Raw genomic sequence first — 15,167 nt, 5'->3', positions numbered from 1 at the left:
TTTGCGACCTGAACTTGAACGATCCAGTCGCAACCCCTGCGATGCGTTCGCCGGCGACCCCGACCGTTGATGACCGTGGCCGCCACCGGGCCGGTGCCCCCACACCCCCGTCGAGCCCGAATCCACGCTGCCCGCCCCACCCGACCCGTTTCCGAGCTCGCCCCGGGCTCACCCGAGAGGAGAACTGTGCCTGTAGCGCTGCTCGCGCTGGCCGCCGGCGCCTTCGGCATCGGCACGACCGAGTTCGTGATGATGGGTGTCCTGCCCCTCGCCGCCGAGGACTTCGGCGTCTCGATCCCGGCGGCCGGCCACCTGATCTCCGCCTACGCCATCGGCGTGGTCGTCGGCGCTCCCCTGCTCACCGCGGTCGCCGTGCGACTGCGCGCAAGACCGTGCTGATGGCGATGATGGGCCTGTTCATCGCAGGCAACGCACTGTTCGTGGTGGCCCCGAGCCACGAGATGGGCGTGCTGTTCCGGTTCGTCGCCGGCCTGCCGCACGGCGCGTTCTTCGGCGCTGGCGCGGTCGTCGCGGCCAGTCTCGTGGGCCCCGGCCAGAAGGCCAGGGCCGTGGCGATGATGTTCATGGGTCTGACGCTCGCGAACGTCGTGGGCGTGCCGCTCGGGACGCTGCTCGGCCAGCAGTTCGGCTGGCGCGTCACGTTCGCCGCCGTGGTGCTCATCGGCGTGGGCGCGCTGCTGTCGGTCGCGAGGCTGATCCCGCACCAGGGCAGGCCCGTCAACCCGTCGCTACGCGGCGAGGTCGCGGCGTTCCGCAAGCCGCAGGTGTGGCTCGCACTGGCGATCGTCACGTTCGGCATGGGCGGCGGGTTCGCCTGCCTGAGCTACGTGACGCCGATGATGACCGACGTCGCCGGGTTCGAACCCGCCACCGTCACGCTGCTGCTGTCGCTGGCCGGCGTCGGCATGACGCTCGGCAACTACCTCGGCGGCAGGCTCGCCGACCGCAGCCCGACCCCCGCGCTCATCGGCGCGCTCGCCTCGCTCGCCGTCGTACTGGCCGCGTTCACCGTCACCGCAGGCAGCAAGCTCGGTGCGACCGTCACGATCTTCCTGGTCGGCATGACCTCGTTCATGGTCGGCCCGATCCTGCAGGCCAGGGTGATGGAGAAGGCGGGCGGCAGCCCGTCGCTGGTGTCGGCGGCGATCCAGTCGGCGTTCAACATCGCCAACTCCATCGGCGCCTACCTGGGCGGACTCGTCATCGCGGGGGGCCTCGGCCTGGTCGCCCCGAACTGGGTCGGCGCGGCACTGGCGGTGCTGGGTCTCGGCCTGGCCGTCGTCGCCGCGGTCGTCGAACGCCACGAACGCGCCCGCCCGGCCACCATCCCCACCACCACCCGAACCGAGGAACCCGCCCTCGTCTGACCAGAGTTGCTCCCGAGGGCCCCATGGTCGCGTTGAACGCAGCCATGGGGCCGTTGGGTGCATCCACGGCGACGTGGAGCGGGCGCCGCACCGCGAAGGGAACTTTGGTCGCGTTGAACGCAACTATGGGGCCCTTGGGTGCTTTTGGCGGGGTCAGCCGAAGGGGCCGCCGGTGATGGTGAGGGCGGCGAAGACGATCAGTCCGCCGAGTCCGCCGTAGCAGAGCACGTCGACGGCGCGGCCGCGGATCTTGAGCATCCCGACCTGGACGTCGGCGAGCACGGCGCGCAGGAGCGCGGCCACCAGCAGGGCACCGCCGATCAGGGTTGTGCCCTGCCGCCAGTGGTACATGCCGATGCGGATCCCGCCGGCCACGACGAGCAGGAACACCACGGCCAGCGGCACGTGCACCAGCCAGCCGCGGTCGGCGAGCCGGCCTCGGCCCACCTCGCCGCCCTGCACGGCATCGCCCTCGGCAGGACCGGCGGAACCGTCGGGACCATCAGGACCTGCGTGGGGGCGGTCGGCGGGTTCGGGGGCGGGGGTGGTCATGTCAGCGGACGGCGCGCTCGGCGGCCTCGACGACGTTCGACACGAGCATCGCCCGCGTCATCGGGCCCACGCCGCCGGGGTTGGGCGAGAGGAAACCGGCGACCTCCTCGACGCCGGGGGCGACGTCGCCGGCCAGTTTCCCGTCGACGCGCGACACTCCGACGTCGAGCACCGCGGCGCCCGGCTTGATCATCTCGGGCGTGATCAGCCCGGCCGAGCCCGCCGCCGCGACGACGATGTCGGCGCGGCCGACCTCGGCCGCCAGGTCGCGCGTGCCCGTGTGGCACAGCGTGACGGTGGCGTTCTCGCTGCGGCGGGTCAGCAGCAGACCGATGGTGCGGCCAACGGTGATGCCGCGGCCGACGACCGCGACGCGCGCGCCCTTCAACGGCACCTCGTAGCGGCGCAGCAGCTCGATGATGCCGAGCGGGGTGCAGGGCAGCGAGCTCTCCTGGCCCAGCACGAGCCGGCCGAGGCTGATCGGCGCGAGCCCGTCGGCGTCCTTCTCCGGCGGGATGCGCTCGAGGATCGCGTTGGTGTCGATGTGCGCGGGCAGCGGCAGCTGCACGATGTAGCCGGTGCACGCCGGGTCGGCGTTCAGCTCGTCGACGACCTTCTCGAGCTCGGCCTGCGTCGTGTTCTCGGGCAGGTCCCTGCGGATCGACTCGACGCCGACCTTCGCGCAATCGGCGTGCTTCCACTTCACGTACGAGTGCGAACCGGGGTCGTCGCCCACCAACACGGTGCCGAGGCCGGGGGTGATGCCGCGCTTCGCGAGCGCCTCGACCCGGGGGGTCAGTTCCGCGAAGATGGCGTCCTTGGTGGCCTTGCCGTCGAGAATCGTCGCCGTCACGGGGACAGTCTCCCAAACCGCCGACCACGCTCCGCCCGCCCAGGGATGCGACGGCGATCGCCAGCAACGCCACGCCGCACGCGATGACGGTCGTGGCCGCGGGGCCGCTGTCGGCGGCCGGGAGCAGCACGTCGATCAGCAGCGAACCGATGAGCTGACCCGCGACGGTGCTGAGTCCGAGCAACAGCACGCCGATCCACGACACCACGAACGACGCGGTCGCGATGAACACGATCCCGACGAGCCCGCCGAGGTACAGCACGGGATTGGTCGGCATTCCGGTCGGCGGGCCGTTGACGGCCAGAGACACCAGCCAGGCCAGCACCAGCACGGTGGTGCCCGCGGTGAAATTGACGAGCGCGGCGACGAGCGAGTTGCCCGCGACGGCGCCGACGTGCCCGTTGAACGCCTGCTGCACCGCCATGCCCGCACCGGCGACGAACGGCAGCACGAGCATCGCGATCCGCCCGGCGTCGACCTGGCCCGCGATGTCGCCGGCCAACGCCCCACCGACCGCCGCGACGGTCAGCGCGGCGCCGGTGATCCGCAGCCAACTGGTCGGCTCCCTGCCCGAGGGACCGAGGCCGTACCGATCGACGAACAGTCCGCTGACGGTCTGCCCTGCCACGACACCCACCGTGAACAGGGCGACCCCGATGACGGCGACGGTCAGGGACTGGCCGAGCACGTAGGCGGCGCCCGCGACACCGCCGAGGAAGTGCCACGGCCGCAGGGCGCCGCGGCGCAGGCCGGCCACCGCGTTCGCGGCACCGGTGCGCATCGAGCGCGACACGGCGAGCCAGCCGAGCAGGATGATCAGCCCCCCGCCGAACGACACCACGGCGGCCAACGCCGGATCGCCGAGTTCCGCACTGAGCTGACCGTTGACCCGCGCCTGCACGGACATCCCCACGCCTGCGGATACGGCGAGCACAGCACCCCACACCCGCCGGGCGGTTGACGTGCTTGCTGTCGATGTGCCCGAATCACGCCGTGACCCGGCCGATTCGGTACTGGCGGTAGCATCGCGTTCCATTGTGCTCCCCTGCGTTCCCCCACCCGCGCGGGGCAGATCGAACGACCGCCCGGGTGTGTTCGCTCCCACTTTGCGCATGTCACAGCCGCTGACAGCCTCGCAGCCGGGTGGAAGCGGCGACGGATATCAGCGGCGGCCGTGCATTCGGGAAAAGGATTCGTCAAGATGTGGGCGTGGCACTTCCGACCCAGCTGAACGCGACCGAGCAGGACACTCTGGTCAAGCAGATCGGCCTCTCGCTGCTGAGGGCCGCTCCGCGGGACTGGCGCAGGGTGACCGCGGTGTACCGCGCCGTGGGGAGGTATCACGAGCTGACCGGCGAGGTCGTCACCGCGGACGGTCGACCCAGGAGTGGGTCGCGACCCACGACATCGCGACCCTGTTCGGCAAGCTGCGCGCCGGGATGTACCGCGAGGGCCGGGGCACCTGGTTCAACGCGCGCTACCAGCTCGACCACCCCTCGAGCTACAACCTGGAGTACGACCGCGACGAACCGTCGTGGGACCTGGCGCCGCCGTCGCAGGCGTACTCGGACGAGCTGCGGATGTTCCCGCGCTCCGAGGACAACGTGCCGGACTGGCTCATGCGTCGCATGTCCGGGCTCGGCCCGGAACGCACCGGTCCCCGGTTCCGCATGGCCCGGATCTTCGACGGCGCGGGCCCGAACGGCCCGATCGTCACCCGCCCCGAGCTCGACCCCGACGAGCGCGACCGGGTGCTCGACTACCTCGAGGCCGCACCGGTCGTCGTGCCCGTCCGCGGCTACGACGTCGACCGGCTGGCCTCGTCGCAGTCCGCCGACGTGCCGATCGCGTTCCACAGCGACGGCTCCTGGATCTGGCCCGCCGCCGTAAACCACTACCTGCGTGAGCACGGCGTCTCCCCCGAACCCGACCTGGTGCAGCACCTGCGGGCCGGCGGTTTCGTCGTGCCGGAGGTGCCGGAGGAGACGCGCCAGGCCGCGGCCGCCCACGTGAACCAGGGCCAGCCGCCGCGCCAGGCCGAGCAGGACGCCCCTGCCGAGCAGGCGCCGAGGGCCGAGCAGACCGCGCAGGTCGGCCCCGACGAGCAGGGCACGACGTACACGGCCGTCCCGTCCGTGCCGCAGGCCGCAGACGCTCCCACGGCGTCCGGCGCCGGTGCGGGTGCTGCGGCCGGTCCCGAGGTCGACGAGCCCGCCGACACCTCGCGCTCGGCTCCGCGGGGCTGGCGGGCGCCGGTATCGCCGGTGCCGGCGTCGCGGGTGCCGGCATCGCGGGCGCCATGGCAGCACGGAACGGCACCGGTCCTGCCGAGGACGTCGAGCACGCGGCGGAACCCAGGATTCCCGGCGACGCCGGGGACCCCCGCGATGCAGGAGACGCCGGAGACAGGGACGCGGCGTCCACCGAGGACACCGCGCAGCAGGCGCCCGTCACGGACGACCGTCCCGCCGACCGGGACCAGTTCGACCGGGACGGTGCGGACCGGGACGCGCCGGGTACGGCATTCGACGACCGGGATGCCGGGTTCGAGCAGGCGGCCGGGTTCGAGCAGGGCACCGCGTACACGCCGTTGCCGGACTTCGGCGACCGCGAGGCCGACGAGCGCGCGGGGGCGCCCGGCCGGGACGAGCCCGACTTCGACTCGGGCCCGCCCACCACGGTCACCAGCGCGATCGGCCCGGACACGGCCGATCCGAACTCCGCGGCTCCGCTTTCGGGGGCGCCCCACTCGACGCGCCCGCGGAGCAGGAGGAGGAGCGCACCGCGCCGAACCCGCGGCAGCAGTTCGACGAACGCCGCGACGTCGGCACCGACGAACCGCACCTCGACCAGCACCACCCGGAACACCAGCACGGTGCGGCCGGTGGACTGAACGGCACGGGTCGGGCGGCCGGCCTGGCCGGAGCGGCGGGCCTGGCCGGAGCGGCCGGCGTCGCCGGAGCGGCGGGCCTGGCCGGCCGCGGCCGGACCGACGACGGACCCGGCTACGACGGACCCGGCTACGACAACACGGCGCACGAAGCCGCCGGCTACGACCGCGCCGGCTACGAGGACACCGGGTACGACCGTCCGGGCCTCGACCGGGCCGAACCGCCGGCTCCCGGTCCGCACGGCGCGCCGCCGCTGGCACCCATCGGCGACCGCGTGCCGGAGCACGACGCCGGTCCGCCGACGATGATCGGCAACATGCCCCCGCAGGACCCCGAGTTGGACGACCTGCAGGACAAACTGGACGAACTCGCGGTCCCCGACGAGTACTACGTGCTCGGCATGCCCGCCGAGCACGGGTGGAGCATCGAGCGGGTCGCCGAGGGCTGGCGCGTCGGCTGGTACGAGGGCGGGCTGCGGAGCCCGGCCGTGTTCGGTGACGCCGCGGACGCCAAGCGTTCATGCTCGGCAAGGTGCTGCTCTCGCCGGACGGCATCGACGACTCCCCGGCACCCGAGCCGGACGAGTACGACGACGGCTACAGGGACGGCTACGAGCAGGACTACGAGAACTACGAGGAGCCGGCTCCCGAACCGCAGCGCGCACCGGCGCCCCCGTTGACGGCGACGCTCTCGTCCGACATCGCGACCGGAACGGCGCGCCCCGGCGACCGGCACGCCGCAGGCGACATGCCGGGCACCCACCTGTTGGCGCCCGCAGGCGGATCGGCCCCCGCCCCGCCGCGCGAGCCGATCGGAGCCCACCAGCAGGCCGCCCCCACCCGGCACACCGCGCCGGCCGAACCGCGCCACGGCGCGGGACAGGGTGGCGGCCAGCAGAGCGGCGGCCAGCAGGGTGGCGGTTCCGGGCAGGGCTCGGGCGGCCAGCAGTGGCCGATCCAGCCGCTGCCCGGCGAGCCACCGCTGACGCTCTTCCGCGGCAAGGAGATGACCACCCTGCCCGTAGGCAGCGAGCTCGACCGGTTCGGCGGTTCGAACGGCAACCTCACGTACGCGGCGGGCACGCCGTTCGAGGAACGGTCGCTCGTGCCGGAGTGGGTCAACCGGCCGTACCACGTGTACCGCGTGCAGCGTCCGCTCGAGGCGCTCGCGGGCGTCGCCATCCCGTGGTTCAACCAGCCCGGTGGCGGGGCGGCCTACATGCTGCCCGCGTCCATCGAGGAGCTGCTGGCCGACGGGGACGTCATCGAGCTGGATCCGGGCGAGCCGCCCGTCGACTGACCTTCCGTCGGGTCGGCCGGGTCTGTTGTTCGGCCCGGTCGGCCGGTTCGGTGCACGTCGAATCGGTGCACGTCGAGTCAGTGCACGACGAGGCCGTGTGCCGCGGCGAACGCGATCGCCGTGTCCACGTCCACATGCGCACCGGTGAGGTCGGCGGTCCGCAGGGCTGTCGCGTCCAGTCGGGCGCCGCGCAGGTCCGCGTCGGCGAGCCGGGCCTCGGCGAGCCTCGCCCCGGTCAGGTCCGAGTCCCGCAGGTTCGCCGTCCGCAGGTCGGCACCGATGAGGCTCGCCTCGCGCAGCCGCAACCCCGACAGGTCCAGTCCACGCAGCACCGACCCGGCGATCACCGCGAGGGTCAGGTCGCAGTCGGTCAGCGTGACCGAACGCAGTCCACACTCGGTCAGGGTCGACCCGAGCAGGGAACAACCCGTCCACGAGGCGCCGGCGAGCGTGGTGCGGTGGAACGTGCACGACCGGAACGCCGACGAGCGGAACACCGCCTCGCCCAGGTCGGCGCGCGTGAAGTCGCAGTGGTCGAAGGTGCACCCGGACACGTCGAGACCACGCAGATCGGCCTCGGTGAACTCGCACCGCACGAACCCCCTGCCCCGCCACCGCGCGCCCGGCAGCACCGCGTCGCGATAGTCCTCCCCGGTCTCGGTTTCGGCGTCCGGGTCGGTAGCCGTGTCGGTCGGGTCGTCGGGTTCGGTTCCGACGTCGGTCGGGACGTCGGGTTCGGGGGTCGGCTCGGTGGCGGAGGGCGGCACCGAGCCAGCCTCGCACACGCCCCCGACAGCCGGCCCCGGTACACGAAACGCCAACACGGCGACGCCAGATGCCAACACGGCGACGCGGGATGCTGACACGCCCGCGCGAGGTGCTGACACGGCGGGGTTAGCGGAAGTCTCTCGAGGTGGAAGTGATGCGCATGGGGAGGTGTTGCAGGCGGTCGGCGCGCAGGCTGACCACCCCGTCGGCCCGTTCGACGATGCCGCGCACGAGCATCGCGGTGCTCGACCGGGCGATCCGGTGGTAGCGCTCCCACAGTCCACGGGTGCAGACCACGTTGACCATGCCCGTCTCGTCCTCGATGTTGACGAACGTGATGCCGCCCGCGGTCGCCGGACGTTGCCGGTGGGTAACGGCCCCGCCGATGAGCACCCGCGTGCCATCCTCCACCTCCTGCAGGTCCTTGGCAGGCACCACGCCGAGCGCGTCGAGCCGCTCGCGGATGAACTGGGTGGGGAAGCTGTCCGGGGACAGCCCGGTCGCCCACACGTCCGCGGCCGCCAGCTCCACCTCGTCCATGCCGGGCAGCGTGGGCGCCTCCACGGCCGGGGTCGTGCCGGGAAGTTTGTCCGGCCGTTCCTGGGCGACGGCCCCCGCGGACCACAGTGCCTTGCGTCGGTCCCCGTCCACCGCGTCGAAGCCGTCGAACGCGCCCGCGGTCGCCAGAGCCTCCACCTGCGGGGTGGTGAGCTGGACCCGGCGCGCCACGTCGGCCATGTCGCGGTAGCGGCCGTGGGTCCGCCGCTCGTCGACGATGCGTTCGGCGAGCGCCTCGCCGATCTCCCGCACCGTGCCCAGTCCGGTTCGGACGGCGTGACTCCGGCCGTCGGATCCGTCCACTCTGTCCATATCGGAGCATGGTTCCAGGTCGGCGTGCACACCGCTGGCGTTGATGTCCGGACCGCGCACCGGGACGCCGTGCCGGCGGGCGTCGGCCGCGAGCGACTGCGGGGAGTAGAACCCCATCGGCTGTGCCCGCAGCAGTCCCGCGCAGAAGGCGTCCGGGTGGTAGTGCTTGAAGTAGGCGCTGGCGAAGACCACGTAGGCGAAGCTCAGCGCGTGGCTCTCCGGGAAACCGAAGTGGGAGAAGGCGTACATCTTCTCGAAGATGCGCGCGGCCGTGTCGGCGTCGACCCCGCGCCGGGCCGCGCCGTCGAGGAACCGTGTGCGGAGCCGTTCCATCTTGCGGCCCGAGCGTTTCGATCCCATGGCGTGCCGCAGCTGGTCGGCCTCGGCCGCGGTGAACCCGGCGACGTCGAGGGCGAGTTGCATCATCTGTTCCTGGAACAGCGGGACCCCGTAGGTCCGGCCGAGCGCGCCCGCCATCAGCGGATGCTCGTGCCGCCACTTCTCCTTCCCGTTGGCGCGGCGGATGTAGGGGTGCACCGAGCCGCCCTGGATGGGACCGGGCCGGATCAGCGCCACCTCGATGGCCAGGTCGTAGAACTGTTTCGGCGCCAGCCGCGGCAGGGTCGCCAACTGCGCACGGCTCTCCACCTGGAACACGCCGATCGCGTCGGCGCGGCGCAGCATCGCGTAGACGTTCTCGTCGTCGAGGGGCAGGTCGTCGAGGTCGACCTCGATTCCTTTGTGGTCGCGCACCATGTCGCGCATGTAGTGCAGCGCCGAGAGCATGCCGAGCCCGAGCAGGTCGAACTTGACGAGCCCGGCCCAGGCGCAGTCGTCCTTCTCCCACTGCAGCACGCTGCGGTCGGCCATCCGCGCCCATTCGACGGGGACGACCTCGCTGACCGGACGATCGCAGATGACCATCCCGCCCGGGTGGATGCCCAGGTGCCGGGGGAAGTCCTCGAGTGCGCCCGCCACGTCGAGCACGGCGTGCGGGATGTCGTGGTCGGACTGGTGCCGCAGTTGCCGCAGCGGCCCCCAGTGGTCGATCTGTTTGCTCCACGCGTCCTGTTGACCCGGTGAGTGCCCGAGCGCCTTGGCCGCGTCGCGCACCGCCGACCGCGCGCGGTAGGTGATGACGTTGGCGACCAACGCGGTGCGCAACCTGCCGTGCTTGGCGTAGACGTACTGGATCACCTCCTCGCGCCGGTCGGACTCGATGTCGAGGTCGATGTCCGGGTAGCCGTCCCGGTCGGGGGCCAGGAAACGTTCGAACAGCAGTCGCCATTTGATCGGGTCGACGCGTGTGATGCCGAGCGCGTAGCAGACCGCGGAGTTCGCGGCGGATCCTCTGCCCTGGCACAGGATGTCGCGGTCGCGGCAGAACCGGACGATGTCCCAGACGATCAGGAAGTAGCCGGGGAAGCCGAGTTTCTCGATGATGTCGAGTTCGTGGTCGAGCTGGGCGTAGGCCGCGGCGGACTCGGCGCTCTGCTTCCGGGTTCCGTAGTACCGCTCGGCGTTCCGGTAGGTCAGTTCGCGCAGGTAGCTCGCCTCGTCGTGGCCGTCGGGCACCGCGTACGGCGGCAGCGACGGCGCGAGGATCTCCAGCGGGAAGGCGTACCGTTCGGCGAGCAGCGCGGCCCGTTGCACCGCGCCGGGGTAGCGGGCGAACCGGGCCTGCATCTCGACGCCCGACCGCAGGTGCGCCGCGCCGGAGGAGGCCAGCCAGCCCTCCATCTCGTCGAGGCTGCGCCGGGCCCGGATCGCCGACACCGCCTGCGCGACAGGGGCCTGACTCGGCCGCGCGTAGTGCACGGCCCCCGTGGCCACCGTGTGCAGTCCCAGTTTCGCCGCGAGGGCGGCGAGGTGGTCGTTGTCCCTGCTGTCGCCGGGCCGGCCGTGGTCGACGAGTTCGACGTGGACGTCGGCGCGGCCGAACCGGTCGATCAGCGCGCGCAGCGCGTCCTCCGCGGCGTCCGGGCCCCCTTCGGCGAGTGCGCGTCGGACGGAGCCCTTGCGGCAGCCGGTGAGGACGGCGCACCGGCCGGCGACCTCGTCGACGATCTCGTCGAGGTCGTACACGGGCCGACCCTTCTCCGCCCGGTCCTGTTTCGGGAGGTCGCGGTCGTGGCCGCGCAGTTGGCCCGCGGTGATGGCGCGGCACAGGCTCGTGTACCCGTCCTGTCCCTTGGCGAGCAGCAGCAGGTGTTCGCCGTCGGGGTCGGCGATCCCGGCGGCCGGCGTGGACATCCCGAGGCTCAGTTCGGCCCCGAACACGGTGCGCATGCCGACCTCGTCGGCGGCCTCGGCGAAGCGGGCCGCGCCGTACATGCCGTCGTGGTCGGTGAGCGCGATGGCGTCGAGTTCGAGGCGTGCCGCCTCCTCGACCAGTTCCTCCGGGTGGCTCGTGCCGTCGAGGAAGCTGAAGTTGGAGTGGCAGTGCAGTTCGGCGTACGGCACCCGGCGGCCCGCCCCGGTGTCGTCGGAGCCGGGTGGGCGCAGGTCCGGCGGTTTGGCGTACTTCTCCCGTTTGCGGCCCCACGCCGGACTGTCGTTGCCGTCCCCGCCGTTCGTGCCGCTGTTCGTGGTGTTGCTCGGGTCGGGGGCGTCGCGGCCGGACAGGGTGCGTTCGAGTTCCCGCCACGGGACCGGTGGGTTGTTCCAGCCCATCAGTCGTACACCCCCTCGACGGTCCATGTCGGACGGTCTGTGGTGTGACTGTCGCGGTCGCCGTCCTGCCAGCACAGGAGCAGTGCGGTGGATGCGTGCTCGGCGGTCTCGGCGAGCACGACCTGCAGCCGGACCCGTCTGCCGGGGCCGTCGGGGTCCCACCATCGTGCGGTGACGGGCCACGGGCCGGCCCAGTCGTGCACGTCGCGCACGTCGCGGTCGGTGCCGTCCGGTCCGAACGCGACGGTCGCCGGACGTGCCGTCAGTCGGTTCCGTGCGGTGACATCGACCGCCGTCCCGTGCGCGTCGCGGACGGTGGCCGGCGGAGGCGGGTCGAGGACCGTGGCCGGGGACGGGCCGGGCAGTCGTTCGGGCCACGGCCGCCGGTCCTCCTCCGGGGTCCGGTCGCCCCAGGGCACGTATCGCACCTGTTCGACGGGGCCGCGGCCACCGCCGAGCACGGCCGTGTGGACGCCGTCGGGGCCGAGCAGTCCTTGGACGTGCACCAGCGCGCGGGCGGCCTTGTCCGCCTCCGGGGTGTGTTCGCGCCCGAGCCACCCGCCCACAGGCCGAGTTGCAGTGCGCTGCCCTCGACCGTCTCCTCGGGCTCGAGCCGGAGCCGGATCACCCCGGCGCTCGGCCCGCCGCCTCTCCTGGCGCCGCGGGTGAGCCATCCTTCGAACTGCCAGCGGACCCGGTCGGCGATGCCGTCGGGGGCGAGGGGTTCGGCGCAGCGCCAACTGCGGCCGAGTTCCTCGCCTGCTTCGGTGGTGGCGTGGATGCCCAGCCGGGTGCAGGCGAGTCCGCGCGTCGCCAGTCCGGCGTGGAACCGGTGCGCGACCGTGCGCGCGAGGAACGCGGCGGCGTCGATCCGGTCGAGCGGTGGGTCGCACTGTTCGGTGACGGCGAGGTCGGGGGCGGGGCGGCGCCGGTCGGGCGGCCGTTCGTCCCGTCCGCCGGCCAGTCGATGGGCGATGAGCCCGTCGGCCCCGAAGCGGGCGAGCACGTCGCGTTCGGCGAGAGCGGCGACGTCACCGAGGGTGCGGAGCCCCAGACGGCGCAGCAGGTCGACCAGTCCGCCCCGGTCGCTGCCGGGTTGGTCGAGCTCGCCGACGTCCAGCGCCGCCAGGAACTCCGGTGCCGCCCCTTCGGGGACGAGCGCCGAGCGGTGCGCGGCCAGCGTCGCGGCGAACAGCCCCTCGGCGATGCCGACCTGACATTCGGCTCCCGTGTGGACGGACACGTGGTCGACGAGCCGTTCCAGCAGCGGGTGTTCGCCGCCGAAGTAGCGTGCGGCACCGGCGACGGGGACCGCCACGAGGCCGGGGCGGACCACCTCGAGGCCGACGACCAGTTCCTCGACCGCCATGGCGACGGATTCGAAGAACCGGGCGTCGCGGTCCGGGTCGTCGGCGAGCACGGCGAGCTCGGGGCAGCGGTACTGCGCCTCCCGTCGCGCATGCCGCGCCGCACCCCTGCCGTGCGGGCCACCGCGGAGCAGGCGACGACGCGGTTCGCGTGCAGCACCGCCGCGGGTTCGTCGACGGGCAGCCCCGCCTCGGCCGCGGCCGCGACGACCGGCCAGTCCGGGCACCACAGCACGAGCATCCGCACCGGTGTGTACTCCCGGCTCATCCCGCCCGCACCTCCCGCAGGGAGCCGCCGGGTTCACCGACCCCGCCGACCCCGCCGCCCCGGTCGATCGGTTCGAGCCGGCCCGACGGTCCGGGCAGGGCCACCGTGGTGCGTCTCGGCCGGGCGGCCCCGCGCCGTCCCGTGGCCTCGATGACGACCTCCCGCCGCGTCAGCAGGCCGTATCCGTCGTCGACGCCGGACCACTGGGCTGGACGACCGCGCAGTTCCACCTCGGCGCCCGGCCACGAGCCGAACGTCAGCAGCACCGCACCGCGGTTGCGGGCGCGCGCCGACAACCGGCGCGCCAGGCCCGGGTCCGGTGCCCCGCGCGAGCCCCGCGCCGTGCCCGCGGGCAGGACGACGAGGTCCATTCCGTCGAACAGGGCGGCCGTCACCGCCGCGACGTCGCCGCCGGGACGCGGAACCAACGCGAGCCGGCGGATCTCGACGCCGATCTCCTGCGCCGCGACCACGCCCAGTCGGGGCATGCCGACCGCGGCCGCCCACGAACCGTGTGCCGTCGCCTCGGCCAGCAGGGCCAACAGCACGCTCGTCGAACCGCTGACCGACACCGTGCTGCCGCGGCGCAATCCGCCCCACGGCAACAGATCCGCCAACGGCCGGGCGACCGGCAGCACCCCGTCCCCCACGCCACCGCGCTCGGCCGCGCCGAGCCCGCCGCCGTCGACCTCGCCATCGGCCTCGCCACCGATCTCGCGCCCCGCCGTGCCGACCCCCGGCAACGCCGCCAACCGGGCCACCGTCTCCCGAACAGCCGTCTCCTGGACAGCGGTCATCGCCACACCCCCTTTCACGCACACAGGTCTTCACGCACAGGGCCCCTCACACGGGCCCACGCACCCCTGCCCGGACCACCCCCTGCTCGAACTCACGTTCGATGGACTTCTCATAGAACACGAGTTCGAAGATCGTGTCAAGCAGAGTGGGTGGAGCGCCCCGTCCGGCGCGGACGACCCGGCAGGAACGGGCGGCCGGCCGCCGCACCGGCCCGCCCGGCCAGCCACGTCACCGCCCATTCGAGCGGACCCCGGCCCACGAAGCGGCGCCAGACCAGGGCGAACCCGACGGCGACGACGACCTGCACCAGGAACCCGGCCACCGCGCCGAACCGATCGAGCGGCGAGTTCAGGAAGACGATGTGGGCCGTGTACACGGTCAACGTGAGCGACCCGACCGCGGCGAGCGGCCCCACCAGACGGCGGACGGCAACCCCCACAGCAACCCCCACAGCGACCCCCACGACAGCCCCACCCACCGACCCGGACCTCGCCCTCGTGCCGTTGGTGAGCAGCAACAGCGCACCGAGCAGGGCCGTGGCCGTTCCGGTGGTGTGCAGCAGGTCCAACGGCGTGCTCGCATGCCGGGCGTCGGTGGCCAGCCACCACCAACTCGTCGTGGGCGTCGTGCCGGAGGCGCCGAAGTCCAGCACGCTGTCGACGACGTCGGGCCCGTCGGCCGCGACGAGGTGGTCAAGGCCGCCGAGCGGGCCGAGCAGCAACGCCGACAACGCCGAGGCGGCCACCGCGAGCGCCACGCCTGCACCCATCAGCCACGCGTCGACCCGTGGAGACGACAGCCGGAGCCGGCCGAGGACGAGCCCGGCGCACAGATAGGTCACCCAGGGCAGGGCCGGGTAGACACCGGTGACCGCCAGTTCGGCCAGCAGGCCGAGCGGGTCGTCGACCACGGAACCGAACGACGGATTGACGTAGCGCGGCGCGGGCAGTGCGTCCCGGACCAGATGACCGACCACGGGGATCACCACGGCGACCACGCCGCCGGTGACGAGCAGCCACCGGGTGCTCAGCAGCACCAACGGAATCGCCAACAGGAACAGCACCGCGTAGAACGGCAGGATCACCACGGCCATGCCGCTGTCGGTGTAGCCGAGCGCCAGCCCCAGGAGACCGACCAGCAGGGCGCGAGTGGCCAGCGAAGCCGCGACCGGCCGCCATCGCGCGCGCGGCACCTGATCCCGGCGCGTGGTGAACGCGATGCCCACCCCGGCCAGCACGGCGAAGGTGGCGGCGGCGCGGCCGGACAGGATCGAGTACCACCAGGTCGGTTCGCCGTCTCCGTCCACGATGTACAGCGCGTGCACGGCCATCATGCCGAGCACGGCAACACCCCGGGTCGCGTCGACACCGATCAGCCGCTCCGTCCCGGTCGGCGGACCCGACAGGGACGGAGCTCGCGACCTCGCACGGATACCCATGG

10 protein-coding genes and 4 pseudogenes are annotated in these 15,167 nt (G+C 72.9%); 4 read left to right on the top strand and 10 right to left on the bottom strand.

What is annotated here, in order from left to right; all coding sequences use genetic code 11:
* Positions 1-186: 186 nt before the first annotated feature.
* Positions 187-1,388: pseudogene (locus BJF85_RS05495) on the top strand (MFS transporter).
* A gap of 153 nt (positions 1,389-1,541) precedes the next feature.
* On the opposite strand, the gene BJF85_RS05490 reads toward BJF85_RS05495, so the two are convergent.
* The 5 genes and pseudogenes from BJF85_RS05490 to BJF85_RS31135 form a co-directional block, all read right to left on the bottom strand.
* Entirely contained in the window at positions 1,542-1,835 is a 294-nt protein-coding gene (locus BJF85_RS05490) for a DUF3017 domain-containing protein (RefSeq protein ID WP_255375408.1), read from the bottom strand.
* A gap of 106 nt (positions 1,836-1,941) precedes the next feature.
* A complete protein-coding gene (locus BJF85_RS05485) occupies positions 1,942-2,793 on the bottom strand; it encodes a bifunctional methylenetetrahydrofolate dehydrogenase/methenyltetrahydrofolate cyclohydrolase (protein WP_075846030.1) in 852 nt (283 codons plus the stop codon).
* A 109-nt stretch (positions 2,794-2,902) separates the two neighbouring features.
* Positions 2,903-3,217: pseudogene (locus tag BJF85_RS31145) on the bottom strand (DMT family transporter); the annotation flags it as partial.
* A 147-nt stretch (positions 3,218-3,364) separates the two neighbouring features.
* Positions 3,365-3,700 (bottom strand): annotated as a pseudogene (locus BJF85_RS31140) (DMT family transporter); the annotation flags it as partial.
* Between the two features lie 594 nt (positions 3,701-4,294).
* Positions 4,295-4,465, bottom strand: a complete 171-nt coding sequence (locus tag BJF85_RS31135; protein ID WP_369822088.1) for a hypothetical protein — start codon at positions 4,463-4,465, stop codon at positions 4,295-4,297.
* A gap of 627 nt (positions 4,466-5,092) precedes the next feature.
* On the opposite strand from BJF85_RS31135, the gene BJF85_RS31130 reads away from it, so the two are divergent.
* The 3 genes from BJF85_RS31130 (at position 5,093) to BJF85_RS31120 (ending at position 6,983) form a co-directional block, all read left to right on the top strand.
* Entirely contained in the window at positions 5,093-5,686 is a 594-nt protein-coding gene (locus BJF85_RS31130; protein WP_369822087.1) for a hypothetical protein, read from the top strand.
* A gap of 272 nt (positions 5,687-5,958) precedes the next feature.
* On the top strand, positions 5,959-6,363 hold the full coding sequence (locus tag BJF85_RS31125) for a hypothetical protein (protein ID WP_369822086.1): 405 nt from the start codon (positions 5,959-5,961) through the stop codon (positions 6,361-6,363).
* A gap of 68 nt (positions 6,364-6,431) precedes the next feature.
* On the top strand, positions 6,432-6,983 hold the full coding sequence (locus BJF85_RS31120) for a TNT domain-containing protein (protein ID WP_369822091.1): 552 nt from the start codon (positions 6,432-6,434) through the stop codon (positions 6,981-6,983).
* A 77-nt stretch (positions 6,984-7,060) separates the two neighbouring features.
* On the opposite strand, the gene BJF85_RS05465 is transcribed toward BJF85_RS31120, so the two are convergent.
* The 5 genes and pseudogenes from BJF85_RS05465 to BJF85_RS05445 all read right to left on the bottom strand — a co-directional run bounded on the left by BJF85_RS05465 (position 7,061) and on the right by BJF85_RS05445 (position 15,165).
* Positions 7,061-7,615 (bottom strand): pentapeptide repeat-containing protein, encoded by a 555-nt coding sequence (locus BJF85_RS05465; protein ID WP_075846051.1) that lies wholly within the window; start codon positions 7,613-7,615, stop codon positions 7,061-7,063.
* Between the two features lie 262 nt (positions 7,616-7,877).
* Positions 7,878-11,294 (bottom strand): error-prone DNA polymerase, encoded by a 3,417-nt coding sequence (locus tag BJF85_RS05460; protein ID WP_075846029.1) that lies wholly within the window; start codon positions 11,292-11,294, stop codon positions 7,878-7,880.
* Positions 11,294-12,902 (bottom strand): annotated as a pseudogene (locus tag BJF85_RS05455) (DNA polymerase Y family protein). Before BJF85_RS05455 ends, BJF85_RS05460 begins: the two are co-directional and overlap by 1 nt.
* 23 nt (positions 12,903-12,925) lie before the next feature.
* The gene (locus BJF85_RS05450) at positions 12,926-13,726 is read right to left on the bottom strand and encodes a hypothetical protein (protein ID WP_075846028.1); all 801 of its coding nucleotides are present in this window, start codon (positions 13,724-13,726) and stop codon (positions 12,926-12,928) included.
* 137 nt (positions 13,727-13,863) lie between these two features.
* A complete protein-coding gene (locus BJF85_RS05445) occupies positions 13,864-15,165 on the bottom strand; it encodes a heparan-alpha-glucosaminide N-acetyltransferase domain-containing protein (protein WP_083665960.1) in 1,302 nt (433 codons plus the stop codon).
* Positions 15,166-15,167 lie beyond the last annotated feature (2 nt).

The organism is Saccharomonospora sp. CUA-673, from assembly GCF_001942305.1.
Taxonomy (GTDB): Bacteria; Actinomycetota; Actinomycetes; order Mycobacteriales; family Pseudonocardiaceae; genus Prauserella.
The sequence above is the reverse complement of the archived record's forward strand: the minus strand, read 5'-3'. Positions and strand labels throughout refer to the sequence as shown.

Coding starts and splice junctions, on each gene's coding strand:
- BJF85_RS05445 (WP_083665960.1), bottom strand. CDS start 15,165: ATGGGTATCCGTGCGAGGTCGCGAGCTCCGTCCCTGTCGGGTCCGCCG.
- BJF85_RS05450 (WP_075846028.1), bottom strand. CDS start 13,726: ATGACCGCTGTCCAGGAGACGGCTGTTCGGGAGACGGTGGCCCGGTTG.
- BJF85_RS31135 (WP_369822088.1), bottom strand. CDS start 4,465: ATGCGGAACCGGGGACCGGTGCGTTCCGGGCCGAGCCCGGACATGCGA.
- BJF85_RS31120 (WP_369822091.1), top strand. CDS start 6,432: ATGCCGGGCACCCACCTGTTGGCGCCCGCAGGCGGATCGGCCCCCGCC.
- BJF85_RS05460 (WP_075846029.1), bottom strand. CDS start 11,294: ATGGGCTGGAACAACCCACCGGTCCCGTGGCGGGAACTCGAACGCACC.
- BJF85_RS31130 (WP_369822087.1), top strand. CDS start 5,093: ATGGCAGCACGGAACGGCACCGGTCCTGCCGAGGACGTCGAGCACGCG.